We start from the raw sequence: 17,746 nt of genomic DNA, 5'->3' as shown, positions 1-17,746 counted from the left end.
GGGTTTTGTGATTAATTCTCTTTCTCAATTCTTTTATCAAAATAGAATAATACAATTCCTAATGCAATAATACCTAAACCAAATAAACTTTCTTTTGGTTTTTGCATCAAAACGAAATAACAGATATATAAACTAAATGCTAAAAATATAGCAGGCAAGATATAAAAGAATTTACTTTTGATAATAGTTAATTGATCTTGTTTGATAAAGAAAGCTGTACAAACTGCTAATGTTGCTAATATTTGTAAAACAAACGATGTATAGGTAAAAATTACTTCAAAATCTCCTGAAAAAATAAGCAAAATACTAATTGTTGTATGCACCCAAATTGCACGAACCGGAATTCTATTTTTATTCTCTTTTGCCATAAAATTCCACAATTTATTTTCGCGCGCGGTGGCTTGTGTCAAACGAGAACCAATCCACAAATAACCGCTAATCGTCGCAATCAATTGCAAAGCAATAAAGCAACTCACCCATTTTACATTATTTCCAAGTAGATTACCAAACGAAATATTTGCAACATTTTCTTGTCCAGCCAAAGCTACTGATGATGCATGTTTCAAGAAAACATAATTTAGCAAAACATAAGAAATCGTGACAAAAATAACGCCTATAAATAATGCTTTTGGTAAGTTTCGTTTTGGTTGTTCAATTTCTTCTACGATATATGAAGCCGAATTCCAACCTGTATATGCGAAAGTGACATAAACCAAAGAAGTCGCAAATGCTGGAAGTAACAATTCATTTTTCCAAGTCGAATCAAAAAGTACCGCATTTGGTTCAACTGCTGGAGCAAAATAAAAACCTAAAGCAATTAAAACGATGATAAATACAACTTTAAGAACAGTAAAAATATTCTGAAATTTACTACTCAAATTTAGGCTGAATGATTGAAAAACAGCGACAATTAAAATCATGGCTATTGCAAATTCTTTTCCTAAATTCAACCCAAAAACATTGAGGTATTTTCCCATTGCCAAAGCCGCTAAAGAAATTGGAGCAGAGAAGCCTACAAACAAAGAAATCCAACTTGATAAATAACCAAAAACGGGATGAAATGTCCGAGATAAATATATATAATCTCCTCCTGATTGTTTAAATTTTGAAGCTAATTCCGAATAAATAAATGCTCCAATCAACGCTAAAAACCCTCCTATTAACCACAATAATAAGATAGAAGTTGTATTTTTTAGATCAGAAATTTGATATCCCAAACTGGTAAAAACACCTGTTCCGATCATATTCGAAATCACTAAAGCTGCTGCGGTTTTCCAACCAATTTTTGAATGCGCCATACACAAAAAAATGCCAATTGAATGTTTGAATTTACATTAAAATTGACACTTAGAATATTTTATTATTGATTAAAATTTAAAACTTGCACGCGCAAAATAATACGCTCCTGTCATCCCCATTTGAACCGGTGCATACGGAAAAACTCCATAATAAGAATTTTCGTAAACTTGTTTGTCTGGGAAAACATCAAACAAATTATTTGCACCAATTGTAAAGTTGAAATTCTTTGTGATATCATAACCAATCGATGCATCTGTCACCACTTTTCCCGTGTGTTCTTGGATACTTCCCCAAGGATATCCATCTTTTGTCACTTTTCCGAAATACGTGTTACGCACCATAAAATTGAATCCAGAAATTGCATAATTCAATCCTAAAGTTGCTTTTGTTTTTGGACTTAATGATTCGATAATATTGACTTGATCAGGACCAAAAAATTCATCTGTTGGAATTGTCAAAGCGGTTGGAAAATGATAACCGACAATCTTTGTTTCATTGATATTTCCTGATAAACTTGCATTCAATTTTCCTCGACCTAAACGAGTATCATAGGAAATTACTAAATCCAAACCTTTGGTTTCAGTATCAATTGCATTCGTAAAAATACGTGCTGTCGCAACATTATATTTTTCTAAAGCAGGATCTGTGATATCAGAAGTCAAGACAATTCGGTCATCAACTTTTATAAAATATCCATCCAATGTGATAAATAATTTTGAAGTCGGACGAAATGTTAAACCTAAACTTGCATTGATTGATTTTTCTTCTTTTAATTTATCCAAACCAATTTCTTTCGACAATTCAGACTCATTTCGAATAATTCCTTTTGTTACCAAAACTTGATCACCATTATCATTCAAGAATAAATCGGTATACGAATTACTGAAATATTTTTGTTGTAAAGAAGGTGCTCTAAATCCTGTCGAAATCGCTCCACGAACCGAATATCCTTTTGCGTATTCATATCGCATCGCTAATTTTCCGTTGATTGTACTTCCAAAATCTGAGTAATTTTCGAATCGTCCAGCTAAATCAGCTGTAAAATCTCCAAATTTCAATTCTCCATCTACATAAGCCGCAACTGAGTGACGATCACCTTTTACAACATTCAATGGAGAAAACCCTACAAAAGATTCAGATCCAGAACCTGAATAAGACGCTTCATCTCCAGCTTCAATTTTATATTGTTCAAAACGATATTCTCCTCCAAACGCTAAACTAACATTTTGATTGATTCGTTTCGAAAAATCTAAATTGACTGTATTTTGTAAAAATTGATGTTTCCCAGCGTAAAAATCGGTTGGAGAATTTAAGCCTAATGATTGATTAATTGAATTTTCTAAATCATACTTGAATGAATTTAATCCAAAAGTATTGCTCAAGTCAACTCTCCATCCATCATATGAATAACGTAATCCTGTAGAATTTGAATAATCATTTACATTAGATTTTAACGTTGCTTGAAAACCATTTGGATAAATTTTTAACGCATCTTCAGACAATTCACTTGGCAATCTTCTAAAACCAAATCCATTACCTTGGCGCAACGAAACTCCTCCAAATGAATAAAAATCTAATCGATCATTAATCGCCGTTTCAGCATTTACAAAAAATTGTTGATTCTTGATTGCCGCATCTCCAATTTGAAATCTAAAATCTTTTCTCGAAAGCCCTAAAGCAGCAATTTTAGCGTCATCCACAGCTCTTGCTACATCTGGATCATCTGCAAAATCGTACGCGAAATTATCTCCAAAAATATCTAAATTATGATCTTTCGAGCGATTTGTTTTTTTACGTTCACTTACAACAGCCGAAAAAACAATTGAACCTGATTGTCCTAATTTCGTTCCATAACTTCCGTTAAAATTATACGTTTCACCATCATTTCGAGAAGTCTGACCATACGTCAAAGATGCATCACCACCTGGTTTAGATTTCAAAACAATATTTACAACTCCCGCAATTGCATCAGAACCATATTGCGCAGCCGCACCATCACGTAAAACTTCAATTTTATCAATTGCTGAAATCGGAATTGCGCCTAAATCTGTTCCTACAGAACCATTTCCAACTGTATTTTGGTAATTCACCAACGAAGTTGTGTGACGTCGTTTTCCATTAATCAAAACTAAAACCTGATCTGGTCCCATTCCACGCAATGTCACAGGATCGATATGCTCAGTTCCATCGGCAGATGATTGACGAACAGAATTAAAAGAAGGAATAACCACATTCAAAATATCATTCACACTCAATTGAGGAGAAGACGTTTTCAATTTCTCAACATCGATAATATCGACAGGAACTGACGAATTAACCACCGTTCTTTCTGATGTACGACCACCGATTAAAATAACTTCGTTAAGATTTGTTTCCTCCTTTTCAACTTCTTGAGCAAAAAGTGTAGATGCGCAAATAAATGCGAATGAAGCAAGTAAAAATTTGTTTCTTTTCATTTTTAATTATCATAAAACTTTCAAGAAACCAACAGATAAAAGTGAAATACTTTTACTCATCTTTCCCTCTAATAGGTTGGATTTAGCACCTTAGATTATAAGTCATCTGGTTGCTAAGGTTTCACAGGGCCAATCCCTCCACCTTTCTTGATAAGTTATGCAAAGGTAATGTTAAAAAATGAAAACGCAAACAATACTCTATCAATTTCATAGAGTTATTGAATTAACAACGAAATATCCAATTCTTGGCTTTCGTCTAAATTCATCATCGCATTGATTCGTTTGAATGATTTAAAATTAACTAAATCTGAAACTTTTATATTTTTCTGAATGATTTCGCCTGATTGTAACAAAGCTTCTCGCATTGTCCCTTTCAACAGAAAAGTTCGTGGCGTGATCCATTGAGAACCGTCAAAAAAAACAATATTCGAATAAATACAATCTGTAATATAATTTGATTTTACCAAGACCAAATCATCTGTTTTTGACTCTTTTAAATATTCATCAAAAAACCAACGATCTAAATATTTGTAGGAATAATCAATTTTATTTTCGATCTCAAAAAGTTGAATACTTTCAATGGGTTTGATTTGATACGATTGAAATTCTACCGATTGAATTTCACGATCATAAACAATTCTAACTTTATATTTTTCGTCCGTTAAATCTGTCGGAAACTTAATAATTTCGTCCAATAAAATCGGATTGATTTCAGTAAAATTATCATTTCTTGTTCGATCAAATCTCGCTTGATGAAATTCTAAATTTCGAAGTTGTTTGTTTACACAACAAATCGATTCAATAAATTGGAACATACACTTTTTGTATTAATTCTTCGTACTCTGCTTTTGCCTTACTTTTTGCTGTTATTCCTCCTCCACTCTTGAAAAATAATTCACCTTGAATATTTTCAATGAAACGAATCATCACAGCACTATCAAGATTTTCGCCATCAAAAATACCGAAAACACCTGTATAAAAATTTCGATGATACTTTTCTGCTTCTAAAATAATTTCGATGGTTTTCTTTTTTGGAGCACCACAAATAGAACCAGCAGGTAAAAGTTGATCGAAAATCGTTCCTAAGTTTTGGTAATAATCATCATTCAAATCGCCTTTTATCTCAGAACTTACTTGCAAAAGTGTTGCATCATTTGTCTTCACCTCATCCATGTAGCGATAATTTATCACCTCAACATTTTCGGAAACAAGACTCAAATCATTTCTGATTAAATCGACAATTGTTGCATGTTCGGCAGCTTCTTTTTCATCATTCAAAATAAGTTGCTTCGCATTTAGAATCGAGGCATCAATGGTTCCTTTCATTGGATTTGAAAAGATTTTTTGATCTTCAATTTTCACAAAACGTTCGGGAGAAAAACAAACAAATTCGTTTTTATATTTCAATTTATATTTTGCTTCAGAAAACTGAAAAACTTCATCTAAAGTCAAATCTGTTTCAATTTTTGTTGGAAGCGTTAAATTCGTTAAATATGAATTTCCAAACAAAAGATTATCGTGAACATAATTGAATTTTGGCAAATATTCGTCAAAAGAAATCGGGAATTTATTGAATTTAAAATCTTTCTGAAAAAATTCTTTTTTTGTTGAATCTACTTCAAATTTTATCTCATCAGGTAATTCCTTCAACGGAATTACTTCTCCATTTTCTTTCAAAAAATCGATCATAAAAAAAAAGGGAACTTTTGCAGCTCCCAATTCATTCATTTTCGTAAAAATCGAATGCTTTGCTAACATTCGATAAAATTAATATTATTCTTGATTTGTACCAAGTAGATCAATTTCTGTTTTTTCATCATCTGTCAAAATCATATCTTTTAACATAAAATATACCATAATATAAGCAAATGGATACGTTGCAAGAGCACCTACATAACAAGCAATAGCACCAATTGAAGCAACCAGACTAACTACAATCGCCATTAAAACCATCCACCAAAAATTCTTTTTCACAATTGCATAAGACGTTTTCATTGCGTCAATAGCGCTCATGTTTCCGTAATGAATAAGATACGGAGCCAGATAAATACATGCTTGTAGAAACAATAAAAATACCATCGCCACTAAGATGTATAACATACCAAAAAGCGATGAACCAATCATTAATGCTGGATTTACGTTTTCGGGATCATTAAACATAAGTGGTAAAAAAGAAAAAATAATATAAGGCGACAAAACAACAAGCGAAACACCCATAACGATAAGTGTTAAAAGGAAATAGTTGCCTATATTTTTGAAACCTCCAAAAAAGTCACCTAACTCTAATGACATTTTGTTTTCTGCACGTTCTGCACCAATCATAAATCCCATTATCAGTGGATACATCACAAAAAACAATCCGATTACAGTGAACGAAGTAAACATATAAATAATAGCTGCGACAAGAGCATAAATAACAAATGGTTGCCAATTGTTTTGGAAAAGTTCTAATGATTGATTGAAATATTTCCCGATATCAAATTGAAATTTATTGTTTTTGTAATACTCAATTTTGTTGTAATCTAATGTTTTCATCTTAACGTTGGTTTAATTGAAATTAATGTAAATTTGCTTGATTAGTAGAATAAAATTAATAATTGTTACAACATGAATGCAAACGATTTATTATCAATCATAAAAAATAGACGCTCTATATTTCCTCCGCAATATAATCAAGAAGAAATTACGCGCGAAGAATTGAATCAAATTTTTGAGGCAGCAAATTGGGCACCATCTCATAAAAAAACAGAACCTTGGCGTTTTGTCGTTTTAGAAGGGCCTGCAAAAGACCGTTTCCGCGAATATGTAAAGCGTGTTTATGTACAAGGAACGCCAACAGATCAGTTGAGTGATCGCAAAATAAATGCATTAATTGAGAAATGTGATAAGTCGAATAAAATTGTTTTAATCAATTTTATCAACACAGAAAAAAATCCTGAATGGGAAGAATTAGCTGCAACTTCTATGGCTGTTCAAAATATGTGGTTAATGGCAAGTGCGCTAAACATTGGTGCATATTGGTCTTCTCCAGCAAATATTATCGCCAATGTTGATGAGTTTACAACTATGGAAGAAGGCGAAAAATGTGTTGGTGTTTTCTATATGGGAAAAATTGAAGGAGATTCTCCAGAAGCTGTTCGTCAACCAATCGAAGATAAAGTGAGATTTTTAGATTATTAAAAATCTTCTGAAAATATAATTTGAGAAAGACTGCTAATTTTTTAGTGGTCTTTTTTATTAAATAGAAAATCAACTCTTTATGATTTTTGTATATTTGACTAAATACTTTAATATGAAATACATGAAATCGATTTTTAACTATTTATTAATTATTATCTCTATTAGTTTTTTGACATCTTGCAAAAACTCTGATCCCGTTGTTTACAATGATCCAATTCCGAAACATGAAACATTTACAATTGATTCTAAAATTCTGAATGAAAAGCGAATTATTAATGTTTGGGTTCCAAAAGAATATTCGACTTCTCAGGATTCATTATCCGTTTTGTATATGCCAGATGGCGGAACAAAAGAGGATTTTCCACATATTGCAAACACATTGGACAGTTTGATTATTTCGAAAAAAATAAAACCAGTTATTTTGGTTGGAATAGAAAATATACAACGTCGCAAAGATTTGAGTCCGCCAACCGAAAACGAAGAAGATAAAAAAATAGCCGATATTGTGGGTGGTTCGAATGAATTTAGAAGTTTTATCAAGGATGAATTATTTCCTGAAATCACGAAAAAGTATCGCACTAAAAATAATAAAGGAATTATTGGTGAATCGTTGGCTGGATTATTTATTATAGAAACTTTTCTGAAACAACCCGAAATGTTTGATTATTATATTGCAATTGATCCTTCGCTTTGGTGGAACGATCATAAAATGTTATTGAATGCAAAAGATGATTTAGCTAAATTTCCTCCAACTCCAAAAAAGTTATGGTTTGCAGGATCTGGAGCAAGTGATATTTTGCCTTATACAGATGATTTAAAGAATATTTTAACACAAGAAAAACTTCCAAATCTACAATGGAATTATTCTCCAGAACCGAAAGAAGAACATGCTACAATTTACAGAGCAACTAAAGAAAAAGCACTGATTTGGAGTATTGGTAAATAAAATTTATCTAATAAACCAAAAAACCCTCACTTCAAATGAAGTGAGGGTTTTTTTATGCGATTCGTTTTCCTAAAATAGTTAAACTTCTTTCTATTCCGTCTAAAGTTGCAATATTGGGATAGTTTCCCCATTCTTCGAAACCAAAATGTTTGAATAATTTCAAGCTCGGTTCGTTATGAGAAAAAATAAAACCTAAAATCGTTTTGATTCCAAATTCTGGCGCTTTCGTAATGCTATATTCCAACACTTGTTTTCCTAAACCTTTTCCACGTTGCGTAGCATCTAAATAAATGCTAATTTCTACAGTTGCATCATAAGCTGGTCTTCCATAAAAAGATTGAAAACTTACCCAACCTACAATGTCTTTCGATTCATTTTCTACAACCCAAAGTGGTCTTTTTTCAGGTGAATGTTCTTCGAACCATTTTACTTTACTTTCAACTGAAACTTGTTCTGTATCGGCAGTTACTAATCGAGAAGCTATTGTCGAATTATAAATTTCTGTTATTTTTTCTAAATCGCTTCGTTTAGCATCTCTGTATGTTAACATCTAAATTTTTAAATTTTATTCTGCGTTTGATTTTAAAAAGGAATATTCTTTTTCATCGCCATCATATAGCCCAAATGCATTGCTTCGTGAATATTGTTGTACAAAATTGCATCTTCAATCGATTCTAACGTCATACCAAAACTTGTTTTATATGATCGATAATACGATAGTTTTTCCGAACGATAATCCTTGAACATCTGCATTGGTGTACTTTCCAACATTTCCTTCAATTCTGTCACATCCTCTTCTGTTACTTCCGTATTTCCAATTGTTCCTTTTTTATACTTCTGGATAAACTGAATATCGACCAACATCCTATTATCGGTTAAATAATAATGGATCAATTGCTGTGTTGCCAAAACATGAGCAGCATTCCAAAACAAATTGTTTTTATAGCCAACAGGTATATAAAGTAGTTGTTTCAGAGAGTGTTGTTCAAGCTCATCAATAATCTGTTTTCTTATATTCGTCAGATAAATAATATGCTCTTCCATAGTCAGATTTAAAGTTTAAATATACATCAAATTAAGTCTATTTATCAAATTATAAAGCAAAACAATTAAAATCACGTTTTTAGATTATTTAAAGTCTTTGATTCTTCGTAATTTTGTCTCATTAAATTTAAAAGATGGCTTACACAAGAGATCAAATATATCAAGTATTAGAAGAATTGGGTATTCGCAATTGGATGCGTAACGCTCAAGTGATGGGAAATGATATTATTTTGGATATTGTTTCTCCTTCGCCTGCAATGCACGAACGCAAGCGTTTGGAAATTGCGTTGAAAAATGCATTTAAAGAAAATTTACCTGAGTCAAATCTTAAACTTAACATTTCTGTTGAAGTTGAAGAAAAAAATCCGAACGAAATCAAAGGTTCAGAATTGCCAGGTGTTAAAAATATTATCGCTGTAGCATCAGGAAAAGGTGGTGTTGGTAAATCTACTGTTTCATCAAACTTAGCAATTAGTTTAGCAAACATGGGATTCAAAGTTGGTTTATTAGATGCTGATATCTACGGACCTTCTATGCCAATTATGTTCGATTGTCAAGATGCTCGTCCATATTCCGTAGAAGTTAATGGAAAAACGAAAATAAAACCAGTAGAAGCTTACGGAATCAAGTTATTATCAATTGGATTCTTTGCTGATACAGATCAAGCAATTGTTTGGAGAGGACCGATGGCTGCAAAAGCATTGAATCAAATGATTCGTGATGCACATTGGGGAGAATTAGATTTCTTATTAATCGATTTACCTCCAGGAACAGGTGACATTCATTTATCTATCGTACAACAAGTTCCAATTACAGGAGCAGTTGTGGTTTCTACGCCTCAAAATATTGCATTAGCAGATGCAAAAAAAGGAGTTGGAATGTTCCAAATGGAAGCGATTAATGTTCCAGTTTTAGGAATTGTAGAAAATATGGCGTATTTTACACCAGAAGAATTACCTAACAACAAATATTATATCTTTGGACAAAATGGTGCAAAGAACTTAGCAGAACAAATTGGCGTTCCTTTCTTAGGCGAAATTCCAATTGTACAATCTATTCGCGAAGCTGCTGACGTTGGTCGTCCAGCTGCAATGCAAGAAGATACTGTTGTAGCTAATGTTTACAAAGAAATTGCACGTAACGCAGTACAAAGTTTAGTAGAACGTAACAATACTTTGCCTCCAACAGAAGCTGTCCGTATTACAACGATGGCAGGTTGTTCGGCAAAAAATTAAAAAAGTAAAAGATCATGACTCCAGAAGAAAAATATTCAGAAGTTGAAAAGGCCTTAACTGAAATTAGACCATTCTTAAATTCAGATGGAGGCGATATCGAATTAGTATCTGTAGAAGATAATATTGTAAAAGTTCGCCTTACAGGTGCATGTATAGCATGTTCTGTCAACCAAATGACCTTAAAGTCAGGTGTTGAAATGACCATCAAAAAATATGTTCCAGAAATCGTTTCGGTTATCAATGTTTCAGATTTTGAAACTTCAACTGAAGCAGATCAAATATCTTCCCTAAAAGAAGAAAATTAGAATATCATTAGATTCTCATAAATTAAAACGCCTTTATATCAATTTATAAAGGCGTTTTATTATTTTTGGCAAACAATTTGAATCTTAACCACAAAACGAAAAATTCAAAATGAAAAAATATATTTTATTTTTTACTTTTATTATCCTTTCATTTGCATTGCCTTTAAATGCTCAAAACAACTACAAAGTTGGCGAAAATCTAAAGTTTAGAGTTCATTATTCTGGATTGAATGCAGGCTTCGCTTCAATTGATGTAAAAGAAGCTACATTGAACGGAAAAAGTCATTTTCATATCGTAGGAAAAGGAACTTCTACCGGTGCTGTGCGTGCTTTTTTTAAGGTAGATGATAATTACGAATCGTATATTGACAAAACAGATTTGAAACCAACAAAATTTGTTCGAAATATTGTAGAAGGAAGTTACAAACGTCATCAAATCTATTATTTTGATCATGCCAATAGAAAAGCAAAAGTTGAAAATAAACGAGATGGAAAAGTAACGACAGAAACGATTCCGTATGATGCGCAAGATTTACTTTCTGCTTTTTACAGCTTACGTAATGCTAATCATGCTACTCTTAAAACTGGAGATTATTTGAACGAAAATATTTTTCTTGGTGATGAAACGCTTAAATTTCGATTGAAAGTTTTGGGACGTGAAACCTTAAAAACAAAATTCGGAAAAATTGCAGCAATCAAAATTCGTCCGTACGTACAATCTGGTCGTGTTTTCAAAGAATCAGAATCGGTTACAATGTGGATTTCTGACGATGATAACTTAGTTCCGCTAAAAATAAAAGCTGGGTTATTAGTTGGATCGTTAAATGCAGATCTTAACGAGTATAGCAATCTAAAATATCCAATTACTTTTACGAAGTAATATTCTTGATCATTAGCATGAAGAATGTATTAATTCTTTTAGTCATAGCATTCATTACGATTGGAGCTTTAAAAATTTTCAAAACTGAAAAATCTCCAATTACAATAAATCTTCAACTTGAAAAAAAATCTTCAACAAAATTGAATAAGCATTCTTATGGTTGGATATTAGATCAGATAAAAGATGATGACTTAATTATTTCATCAGATTCTGTCATTGTAAATGATTATGAAGTGAAAATAGATATCCAAAATACCGAAAAAAAAGAGATATATCTATGGATGATGAATTGTTCTTGGGATCAAAATTTCGAAATTAATAATAATTATATTCAATTTTATAATCAAGGATGTGATAAAAATTCGCCTCAACTTTTCAAGATTGCACCTAATTCAAAAATTACATTAAAAGGAACTTTACGAAAAGATTTAAAGTTTCAATATGGTGATGATAATTTTGACAATGAAGTAAAACTTACAAAAATAGGTTTAATTATTATCGATGATATTTATAATCCAAAACTAAAAATGTTTGATTATGACTTAAATATTAAAGATAAAAGCAAGCATAAAATTATTTGGAGTAATGGAATCGATTTACTTGATAATTAGTAAAATTTTATTTCTCCAAATATACCAAAAAAACATCACTCGGAATTTCCATTGCACCCAAACTCGCTAAATGTTCGGTATAAACCTGACAATCGATCAATTTATATTTCTTGTGGTATTTTGCAACAAATTGTATAAAACCAGCTTTGGAAGCATTGCTCACTTTCGCAAACATACTTTCTCCACAAAAAACATCGCCCATATCAATTCCATAAAAACCACCAACCAATTCGTCGTTTTGCCAAACTTCAATACTTTTAGCGATTCCCATTTCATGTAACGTACAATATGCTTCGATCATATCATTTGTAATCCACGTTCCGTCCTGATCTTTTCTATACGCTTGCGAACAATTTGTAATCACTTCTCGAAACGCTTTATTTTCTGAATACGTAAATATTTGATCTCGAAAAACTTTCTTCATCGATTTCGAAACATGTAAATTTTCTGGAAATAAAACAAATCGATCTTGTGGAAACCACCAAATAATTGGATCTTCTTCATTAAACCAAGGAAAAATTCCTTTCTGATAAGCCAAAATTAGGCGTTCTGGCGAAAGATCTCCTCCAACAGCTATAATTCCCTCGCTATTCACTTCATCGTAATCAGGAAAGATTAAATCAGAACTTAACCAATACATATCGTTTTGTGTATAATTTATATAAAATTAAAAAAACGTGTCCAATAAAGAACACGTTTAGTATTAATTGATGTTTTTTTACTTAGAATGGTAAATCATCATCATCTCCATTAGAAAAAGTATCAACTGGAGGCGCTGGTGCAAAATTATCGTAACCTTGAGGTGCTTGTGCAGCTGCATTCGCCATATTCTCAATTCTCCACGCTTGGATTGTATTAAAATATCTTGCTACTCCTTCTGGATTAATCCACTCACGACCACGAATATTGATAGAAACTTTCACTTCATCACCAGGTTTGTAAGCATTCAACACATCAGTCTTATCTTGTGTAAGCTCAATTAAAATATCTTGTGGATATTGTTCTTGCGTTGTAACAACAAATTCTCTTTTCTTGAAACTTGCAGTAATATTTTGAGTTTCAAATACTTTCTTAATTCTTCCTGTAATTTCCATTTTTGTAAAAGCTTTGTACAAATTTAGAATGTAAAAAAAGATTAAAAAAATTTTATTTCGAAATTTTGTTAGAAAGAAAACTTGTGTATATTTGCAATCCAAATCGGTGAGATTTTAGCGGGCGTGGTGGAATTGGTAGACACGCTAGACTTAGGATCTAGTGCCGCAAGGTGTGGGAGTTCGAGTCTCCCCGCCCGTACAACAGCAAAGACTTTGAAAAATATTTCAAAGTCTTTTTTTTATGACTTATTACTTTATAATATTTTTTATAAATTTAGATAATTATTTGGTTACAAGTTGTTTGGTATGTATTCGAAAAGAAAAAGAAATTTGAAATCTGGAGGGAGAACTATCCCCATTTTTGAATTTATAGTGGTTGTAATTATCATCATTATTTTGATTTACTTCGCAGTTTTCTAAGGAAATTATTCTTCATTTTTTTAAACATTAATTTATAATTATTTAGAAGAAAAATAGAATCAAATCAAAGAATCTGTTAAGCAAAAATTTGGAGATTAGTTTGATGATGATGCTGAAGATAATGCGAAAAATTATCAGCCACAACCTTAATTGATATAGAAAATGGTTAGAATTTAGATTCTAACCATTTTTTTATGCTTCTATATCTTTATAAAATGTTTTTCTACGTTTATGGATAACCGGATCAAAGTTTTTCCATAATTGTTGCACTTTTGTATTCTCCTCTAGCAAAGGATTGGTCTCTAAAGTTTTAATTCCTCTCGCTATAAATCGATCATAAAGCTCTTTAAAAATCAAGGCGTTAACACCTTTATTTTGATAATGAGGATGAATTCCAATCAAATAAAATTCGACATGATCGTTCTTTTTTTGCGCTTGCATCAAATGCCACCAACCAAATGGGAACAATTTTCCTTTCGTTTTCTGGAAAGCTTTTGAAAATGAAGGCATCGTAATCGCAAAAGCAATCATTTTGTTGTTTTTATCTTTTACACATGAAATAAAATCGGGATGAAGAAATTTTAGATATTTCTTTTTGTAATGCTCAACCTGAAATTTTTCTATCGGAACAAAACTTTGCAATTCTGCATACGTCACATTCAACAAATCGAACATCTCATCTACGTAAGGTAACATTTCGTCAATTGTATCAAATTTATACGTATCTATTTCGTAACGTTTTTTGAGCATTTCACACAATTTATCCATTTGCTTTACCTTGCCCAAATTGGCAATATCAATAGAATATTCTAACCACTCGGCTTTTGGTTGATAACCTAATTCTTGCAAATATATTGGATAATATTCGTAATTATATAAACCGATCAAAGTGGCAACTTTATCAAATCCTTCTGTTAATAATCCAGCTTTATCCATATTCGAAAATCCCATCGGACCTTCTATATAACTCAGTTTATTATTTTTAGCAATGTTTTCAACAGTTGTTAATAAAGCTTTTAAAATGTTGATATCATCTTTAAAAACTAACCAACCAAACCGAATTTTAGTCTTTCCAAGTTCTTTTACTTCGGTCCAATTAATAATCGAAACAATTCGTCCAACGACTTCTTTTCCTTTGTAAGCTAAAAAATAGTTAGCTTCAACCGTCTCAAAAATTGCATTATTTTTATCAAAACTTGCGAGTTCATCTTTCTTTAAAGAAGGCACCCAATACGGATTATCTTTATACACTTCAAAAGGTAAATCGACAAATTTCTTCATTTCACTTGGCGTATTCACCTCTCTTACTTCGATCATATGCTATTAAATTGCGTCTTACAGATTCTAATTTAGGGAGATTTTTTTAGAGAACAATTTTCTCTTCTACAGATTTTCCGTTTTTATCTTTTCCGTAAAATAAAATATAATCAAGCTTTACGGAGATTCCAGCCGTTCCTTTCTTCTGTTTTAAGAAAACACGATTCAGTGTTATCAACTTGTTATTAACAGTTGTTTGAACAATTGGATTTTTTTGAGAATCAAGCTTAAGCGTTAATTTTTGAGTTGGATAAGAAACCAATGTCAACTGAAAAACATTCTTTTCAATTTTCTTAATATCTAAACCATATGCCAATTTCTTTTGTATAGAAGTCAAGGGCTTTTTTGAACCATCTTCAGCATAAAGAATGCGATAAATATCAACTGGATTGTTAGCATCTAAAATTCCTTTGCTCGAAAAAAGTGCATCGTAAACAAACGTATTTTTATTGTCGTTGTGTTGAATGTAAAATAATCTATTTTCTGATTTTGGAGGAACAGGATAACCTTGTTGTGCATTTACAACAAAAGAAAAAAGGATAGAACAAATAATTAATAGGTTTTTCATTGATTGATATTTTTAAAAATAGAAGATAGGAATTATTTGAATGATTATCTAAATCCAAATAAAAAGTTTCGAAACTTTAACTTGTTCAATATTATTTTGATCAAGAAAATCTTGCGGAAATTTGATTAAATCTGAAATTGGAATAATTTCATCATTCTGAATAAAATTATATTTACCATGACCAGTTTGATATTTAGAACTTTTATTAGAAACTTCGTGATTGATTTCAATCATTTCATCTTCTAAATCAATAGTAATTTCTGTTTCTTTTTCTACAACTAACAAAGCCTTTTTATTCCTGAAAAAATAAATTTCGCGCTTAGATTCCTTTAAGAGATGATTGTAAGTATTGACAACTGGAATGGTAAAAAAAAAGAATAGTATCAAAAAAATCATTCCAATAATTATGTTAGTTAAAATGAAATCTGTCACAAACAATAATTGATAAGCTATAAATAAAAAAGTAAGACAAAGAATTGCAAAAAGAATCATATTAAAAACTGAAATATAGCTTAAAAAACCAATTTTGACGCGAATAACTTCATCATTTTCGTGTTTATATTCTTTTTGAGACTCAATGATAAATAAAATAATTGGTAAAAAGATTATCCACAAAAGTAAGATGATGAAAATCGAATTTTCTGTACTCATTTTTTATTTTTTTATTTTCTCTTTGACGAATTCTACAATAATTGGAACCAAAGAAAAGACAATAATTGCCATGACAACAATTTCGAAATTGTTTTTGATAAATGGAATTGTTCCTAGAAAATATCCAGCCAATGTAATCCCGAAAACCCAAATTGTTCCTCCGATAAAATTATATTTGATAAATGTGACATAATGCATTTTAGAAATCCCTGCAACGAAAGGTGCAAGCGTTCTTACAATCGGAACAAAACGTGCAATTACAATGGTTTTTGAACCATATTTTGTAAAGAAATCTTCGGTCTTTAGTATCGCAGAATCTTTAATAATTCGTTTACCGAAAATTTTAGCTGTGACTAATTTCGTTCCTAAGGTTTTCCCAATCGTATAATTGACTGTGTCGCCTGCAATTGCCGCGATCCAAAGTAAACCTAATACGATATAAATATTGAGTTGAGCTGGAAAAGCCGCAGCTAACATCCCTGCTGCAAATAAAAGCGAATCGCCAGGTAAAAAAGGCATGACAACCAAACCTGTTTCGATAAAGATTAAGAGAAATAAAATCAAGTAAAACCAATGTTGATAATCATTCAAAATGGTTTCTAAATATTTATCGATATGTAGAATATAATCTAAAATTTCCATGATTTAAAGGTATAAAAAACTCGACCGAAGTCGAGTTAAGTTTTTATTGTTATTCTTGTTCAACAATCTTTTTTTTGCCAAACTTTTCTTTGATAATTTCTACAAAAATTGGAAGTATTGAAACGATTGTTATTCCTAAAATTACTTTAGAAAAATTATTTTGAATCCATTCTATATTTCCTAAAAAGTATCCAATAAGTGTTAAACCAACAACCCATAACACAGCTCCAATTACGTTATATGTAATGAAAATAGAATATCCCATTCGTCCTATTCCTGCAACGAAAGGCGCTAAAGTTCTTACAATTGGTACAAAACGTGCAATTACAATGGTTTTTGAACCGTATTTTTCGTAGAATTCGTGCGTTTTATTGATATGTTCTTCTTGGATGAAATTTTTACCAAAAATCTTAACCTTAGTTGCTTTGTAACCAACTTTCTTTCCGATGGTATAATTCAATGTATCACCGAGTATCGCGGCCACCAAAAGAATTGCAATCATAATCCACACATTCATATCATTTGTTTCTTGTGCAGCTAACATCCCTGCCGCAAACAACAATGAATCTCCAGGTAAAAAAGGCATCACAACTACACCTGTTTCCACGAAAATGATTAAAAATAAAATTGCATACAACCACAAACCATATTCATTTGCAAACTCTGCTAAATGTTGGTCGATATGCATAATAAAGTCAAAAAGACTCATAAATACTTCCATAAAAGTTGATTAAATTTCCGAAGCATTAAATGCATTTTTGATATGATTTACGCTCCAAGATTGTTGTTTTTTTAAAAGTGCTAAAATATCAAATCTTACCTCAGAAATAAAATTATTTTTCTGAATAAAATCATCTGCGGCAAGAATTAACAATTTCTTCTTCTTTGTGTTAACAGAACTTTCTGGCTCCGCAACATAATTTGAAGTACGACTCTTAACCTCTATAATAACAATCTCATTTTCAAATTGAGCAATAATATCGATTTCGGCTTTTCTGTAAAAATAATTTCGAGCCAATATTTTGTATCCATTTTGGATTAAATAATTAACGGCAAAATCTTCTGCTTCTTTCCCGAAATCGTAACTAATACTCATTC

Annotated in this window: 21 protein-coding genes, 1 tRNA gene and 1 riboswitch; of the genes, 7 read left to right on the top strand and 15 right to left on the bottom strand. The window is 31.3% G+C overall.

Annotation, left to right across the window (positions count from 1 at the left end; all coding sequences use genetic code 11):
* Positions 1 to 11: 11 nt before the first annotated feature.
* From B4J88_RS07185 to B4J88_RS07165, 5 genes are all read right to left on the bottom strand, one after another.
* Positions 12 to 1,298 carry an APC family permease gene (locus B4J88_RS07185; RefSeq protein WP_291067036.1) on the bottom strand — a complete coding sequence of 429 codons (1,287 nt, stop codon included), beginning with the start codon at positions 1,296 to 1,298 and terminating at the stop codon, positions 12 to 14.
* A gap of 69 nt (positions 1,299 to 1,367) precedes the next feature.
* Positions 1,368 to 3,755, bottom strand: a complete 2,388-nt coding sequence (locus B4J88_RS07180; protein ID WP_291067034.1) for a TonB-dependent receptor plug domain-containing protein — start codon at positions 3,753 to 3,755, stop codon at positions 1,368 to 1,370.
* 53 nt (positions 3,756 to 3,808) lie between these two features.
* A riboswitch (SAM riboswitch) is annotated at positions 3,809 to 3,912 on the bottom strand.
* Between the two features lie 58 nt (positions 3,913 to 3,970).
* Positions 3,971 to 4,570, bottom strand: coding sequence for an aminotransferase class IV (locus tag B4J88_RS07175; protein ID WP_114998715.1), 600 nt, complete (start codon positions 4,568 to 4,570; stop codon positions 3,971 to 3,973).
* Complete coding sequence (locus tag B4J88_RS07170) at positions 4,554 to 5,513, bottom strand: aminodeoxychorismate synthase component I (RefSeq protein ID WP_291067032.1); 960 nt, start codon at positions 5,511 to 5,513, stop codon at positions 4,554 to 4,556. The genes B4J88_RS07175 and B4J88_RS07170 overlap by 17 nt, the downstream gene beginning before the upstream one ends.
* Before the next feature lie 15 nt (positions 5,514 to 5,528).
* Positions 5,529 to 6,290, bottom strand: coding sequence for a hypothetical protein (locus tag B4J88_RS07165; protein ID WP_038336406.1), 762 nt, complete (start codon positions 6,288 to 6,290; stop codon positions 5,529 to 5,531).
* Between the two features lie 72 nt (positions 6,291 to 6,362).
* Here B4J88_RS07165 and B4J88_RS07160 point away from each other — a divergent pair, with 72 nt between their 5' ends.
* Positions 6,363 to 6,935, top strand: coding sequence for a nitroreductase family protein (locus B4J88_RS07160; protein WP_038336407.1), 573 nt, complete (start codon positions 6,363 to 6,365; stop codon positions 6,933 to 6,935).
* A gap of 112 nt (positions 6,936 to 7,047) precedes the next feature.
* Entirely contained in the window at positions 7,048 to 7,881 is an 834-nt protein-coding gene (locus B4J88_RS07155; protein WP_291067028.1) for an alpha/beta hydrolase, read from the top strand.
* Between the two features lie 52 nt (positions 7,882 to 7,933).
* Here B4J88_RS07155 and B4J88_RS07150 read toward each other — a convergent pair whose 3' ends face one another.
* Complete coding sequence (locus tag B4J88_RS07150) at positions 7,934 to 8,431, bottom strand: GNAT family N-acetyltransferase (protein ID WP_291067026.1); 498 nt, start codon at positions 8,429 to 8,431, stop codon at positions 7,934 to 7,936.
* A gap of 32 nt (positions 8,432 to 8,463) precedes the next feature.
* Complete coding sequence (locus B4J88_RS07145; protein ID WP_038336414.1) at positions 8,464 to 8,925, bottom strand: DinB family protein; 462 nt, start codon at positions 8,923 to 8,925, stop codon at positions 8,464 to 8,466.
* Positions 8,926 to 9,059: 134 nt separating this feature from the next.
* Here B4J88_RS07145 and B4J88_RS07140 point away from each other — a divergent pair, with 134 nt between their 5' ends.
* The 4 genes from B4J88_RS07140 (at position 9,060) to B4J88_RS07125 (ending at position 11,956) form a co-directional block, all read left to right on the top strand.
* The gene (locus B4J88_RS07140; protein ID WP_114998705.1) at positions 9,060 to 10,160 is read left to right on the top strand and encodes an Mrp/NBP35 family ATP-binding protein; all 1,101 of its coding nucleotides are present in this window, start codon (positions 9,060 to 9,062) and stop codon (positions 10,158 to 10,160) included.
* A gap of 14 nt (positions 10,161 to 10,174) precedes the next feature.
* A complete protein-coding gene (locus B4J88_RS07135) occupies positions 10,175 to 10,465 on the top strand; it encodes a NifU family protein (protein WP_114998704.1) in 291 nt (96 codons plus the stop codon).
* Positions 10,466 to 10,574: 109 nt separating this feature from the next.
* On the top strand, positions 10,575 to 11,345 hold the full coding sequence (locus tag B4J88_RS07130; RefSeq protein WP_286486551.1) for a DUF3108 domain-containing protein: 771 nt from the start codon (positions 10,575 to 10,577) through the stop codon (positions 11,343 to 11,345).
* Between the two features lie 17 nt (positions 11,346 to 11,362).
* Positions 11,363 to 11,956 carry a hypothetical protein gene (locus B4J88_RS07125; protein WP_280050732.1) on the top strand — a complete coding sequence of 198 codons (594 nt, stop codon included), beginning with the start codon at positions 11,363 to 11,365 and terminating at the stop codon, positions 11,954 to 11,956.
* A gap of 7 nt (positions 11,957 to 11,963) precedes the next feature.
* Here B4J88_RS07125 and aat read toward each other — a convergent pair whose 3' ends face one another.
* On the bottom strand, positions 11,964 to 12,596 hold the full coding sequence (gene aat, locus B4J88_RS07120) for a leucyl/phenylalanyl-tRNA--protein transferase (protein ID WP_291067022.1): 633 nt from the start codon (positions 12,594 to 12,596) through the stop codon (positions 11,964 to 11,966).
* A gap of 82 nt (positions 12,597 to 12,678) precedes the next feature.
* Positions 12,679 to 13,050, bottom strand: a complete 372-nt coding sequence (locus tag B4J88_RS07115; RefSeq protein ID WP_019976879.1) for a DUF3127 domain-containing protein — start codon at positions 13,048 to 13,050, stop codon at positions 12,679 to 12,681.
* 117 nt (positions 13,051 to 13,167) lie between these two features.
* Here B4J88_RS07115 and B4J88_RS07110 point away from each other — a divergent pair.
* Positions 13,168 to 13,249 (top strand) — tRNA-Leu (locus B4J88_RS07110).
* A 413-nt stretch (positions 13,250 to 13,662) separates the two neighbouring features.
* On the opposite strand, the gene B4J88_RS07105 is transcribed toward B4J88_RS07110, so the two are convergent.
* From B4J88_RS07105 to B4J88_RS07080, 6 genes are read right to left on the bottom strand one after another with little or no spacing between them, the layout of a single operon-like run.
* Entirely contained in the window at positions 13,663 to 14,787 is a 1,125-nt protein-coding gene (locus tag B4J88_RS07105) for a GNAT family N-acetyltransferase (RefSeq protein ID WP_291047809.1), read from the bottom strand.
* A 46-nt stretch (positions 14,788 to 14,833) separates the two neighbouring features.
* Complete coding sequence (locus tag B4J88_RS07100; protein WP_286495691.1) at positions 14,834 to 15,355, bottom strand: DUF4833 domain-containing protein; 522 nt, start codon at positions 15,353 to 15,355, stop codon at positions 14,834 to 14,836.
* Positions 15,356 to 15,403: 48 nt separating this feature from the next.
* Positions 15,404 to 16,006, bottom strand: a complete 603-nt coding sequence (locus tag B4J88_RS07095; RefSeq protein WP_125349578.1) for a hypothetical protein — start codon at positions 16,004 to 16,006, stop codon at positions 15,404 to 15,406.
* A 3-nt stretch (positions 16,007 to 16,009) separates the two neighbouring features.
* A complete protein-coding gene (locus tag B4J88_RS07090) occupies positions 16,010 to 16,648 on the bottom strand; it encodes a VTT domain-containing protein (RefSeq protein ID WP_291067021.1) in 639 nt (212 codons plus the stop codon).
* 49 nt (positions 16,649 to 16,697) lie between these two features.
* The gene (locus tag B4J88_RS07085) at positions 16,698 to 17,369 is read right to left on the bottom strand and encodes a DedA family protein (RefSeq protein WP_291067020.1); all 672 of its coding nucleotides are present in this window, start codon (positions 17,367 to 17,369) and stop codon (positions 16,698 to 16,700) included.
* Positions 17,370 to 17,378: 9 nt separating this feature from the next.
* A complete protein-coding gene (locus tag B4J88_RS07080) occupies positions 17,379 to 17,744 on the bottom strand; it encodes a YraN family protein (RefSeq protein ID WP_291067019.1) in 366 nt (121 codons plus the stop codon).
* Positions 17,745 to 17,746: the final 2 nt, after the last annotated feature.

The organism is Empedobacter sp. UBA5036, assembly GCF_002415215.1.
In the GTDB taxonomy this organism is placed as follows: domain Bacteria; phylum Bacteroidota; class Bacteroidia; order Flavobacteriales; family Weeksellaceae; genus Empedobacter; species Empedobacter falsenii_B.
The sequence above is the reverse complement of the archived record's forward strand: the minus strand, read 5'-3'. Positions and strand labels throughout refer to the sequence as shown.

Bases quoted from the DNA above. Each gene is read 5' to 3' on its own strand.
- B4J88_RS07175 (WP_114998715.1), bottom strand. From the start codon at position 4,570: ATGTTCCAATTTATTGAATCGATTTGTTGTGTAAACAAACAACTTCGA.
- B4J88_RS07115 (WP_019976879.1), bottom strand. From the start codon at position 13,050: ATGGAAATTACAGGAAGAATTAAGAAAGTATTTGAAACTCAAAATATT.
- B4J88_RS07170 (WP_291067032.1), bottom strand. From the start codon at position 5,513: ATGTTAGCAAAGCATTCGATTTTTACGAAAATGAATGAATTGGGAGCT.
- B4J88_RS07155 (WP_291067028.1), top strand. From the start codon at position 7,048: ATGAAATACATGAAATCGATTTTTAACTATTTATTAATTATTATCTCT.
- B4J88_RS07185 (WP_291067036.1), bottom strand. From the start codon at position 1,298: ATGGCGCATTCAAAAATTGGTTGGAAAACCGCAGCAGCTTTAGTGATT.
- B4J88_RS07080 (WP_291067019.1), bottom strand. From the start codon at position 17,744: ATGAGTATTAGTTACGATTTCGGGAAAGAAGCAGAAGATTTTGCCGTT.
- B4J88_RS07125 (WP_280050732.1), top strand. From the start codon at position 11,363: ATGAAGAATGTATTAATTCTTTTAGTCATAGCATTCATTACGATTGGA.
- B4J88_RS07135 (WP_114998704.1), top strand. From the start codon at position 10,175: ATGACTCCAGAAGAAAAATATTCAGAAGTTGAAAAGGCCTTAACTGAA.
- B4J88_RS07090 (WP_291067021.1), bottom strand. From the start codon at position 16,648: ATGGAAATTTTAGATTATATTCTACATATCGATAAATATTTAGAAACC.
- B4J88_RS07100 (WP_286495691.1), bottom strand. From the start codon at position 15,355: ATGAAAAACCTATTAATTATTTGTTCTATCCTTTTTTCTTTTGTTGTA.
- B4J88_RS07150 (WP_291067026.1), bottom strand. From the start codon at position 8,431: ATGTTAACATACAGAGATGCTAAACGAAGCGATTTAGAAAAAATAACA.
- B4J88_RS07180 (WP_291067034.1), bottom strand. From the start codon at position 3,755: ATGAAAAGAAACAAATTTTTACTTGCTTCATTCGCATTTATTTGCGCA.
- B4J88_RS07160 (WP_038336407.1), top strand. From the start codon at position 6,363: ATGAATGCAAACGATTTATTATCAATCATAAAAAATAGACGCTCTATA.
- B4J88_RS07165 (WP_038336406.1), bottom strand. From the start codon at position 6,290: ATGAAAACATTAGATTACAACAAAATTGAGTATTACAAAAACAATAAA.
- aat (WP_291067022.1), bottom strand. From the start codon at position 12,596: ATGTATTGGTTAAGTTCTGATTTAATCTTTCCTGATTACGATGAAGTG.
- B4J88_RS07085 (WP_291067020.1), bottom strand. From the start codon at position 17,369: ATGGAAGTATTTATGAGTCTTTTTGACTTTATTATGCATATCGACCAA.
- B4J88_RS07145 (WP_038336414.1), bottom strand. From the start codon at position 8,925: ATGGAAGAGCATATTATTTATCTGACGAATATAAGAAAACAGATTATT.
- B4J88_RS07140 (WP_114998705.1), top strand. From the start codon at position 9,060: ATGGCTTACACAAGAGATCAAATATATCAAGTATTAGAAGAATTGGGT.
- B4J88_RS07095 (WP_125349578.1), bottom strand. From the start codon at position 16,006: ATGAGTACAGAAAATTCGATTTTCATCATCTTACTTTTGTGGATAATC.
- B4J88_RS07130 (WP_286486551.1), top strand. From the start codon at position 10,575: ATGAAAAAATATATTTTATTTTTTACTTTTATTATCCTTTCATTTGCA.
- B4J88_RS07105 (WP_291047809.1), bottom strand. From the start codon at position 14,787: ATGATCGAAGTAAGAGAGGTGAATACGCCAAGTGAAATGAAGAAATTT.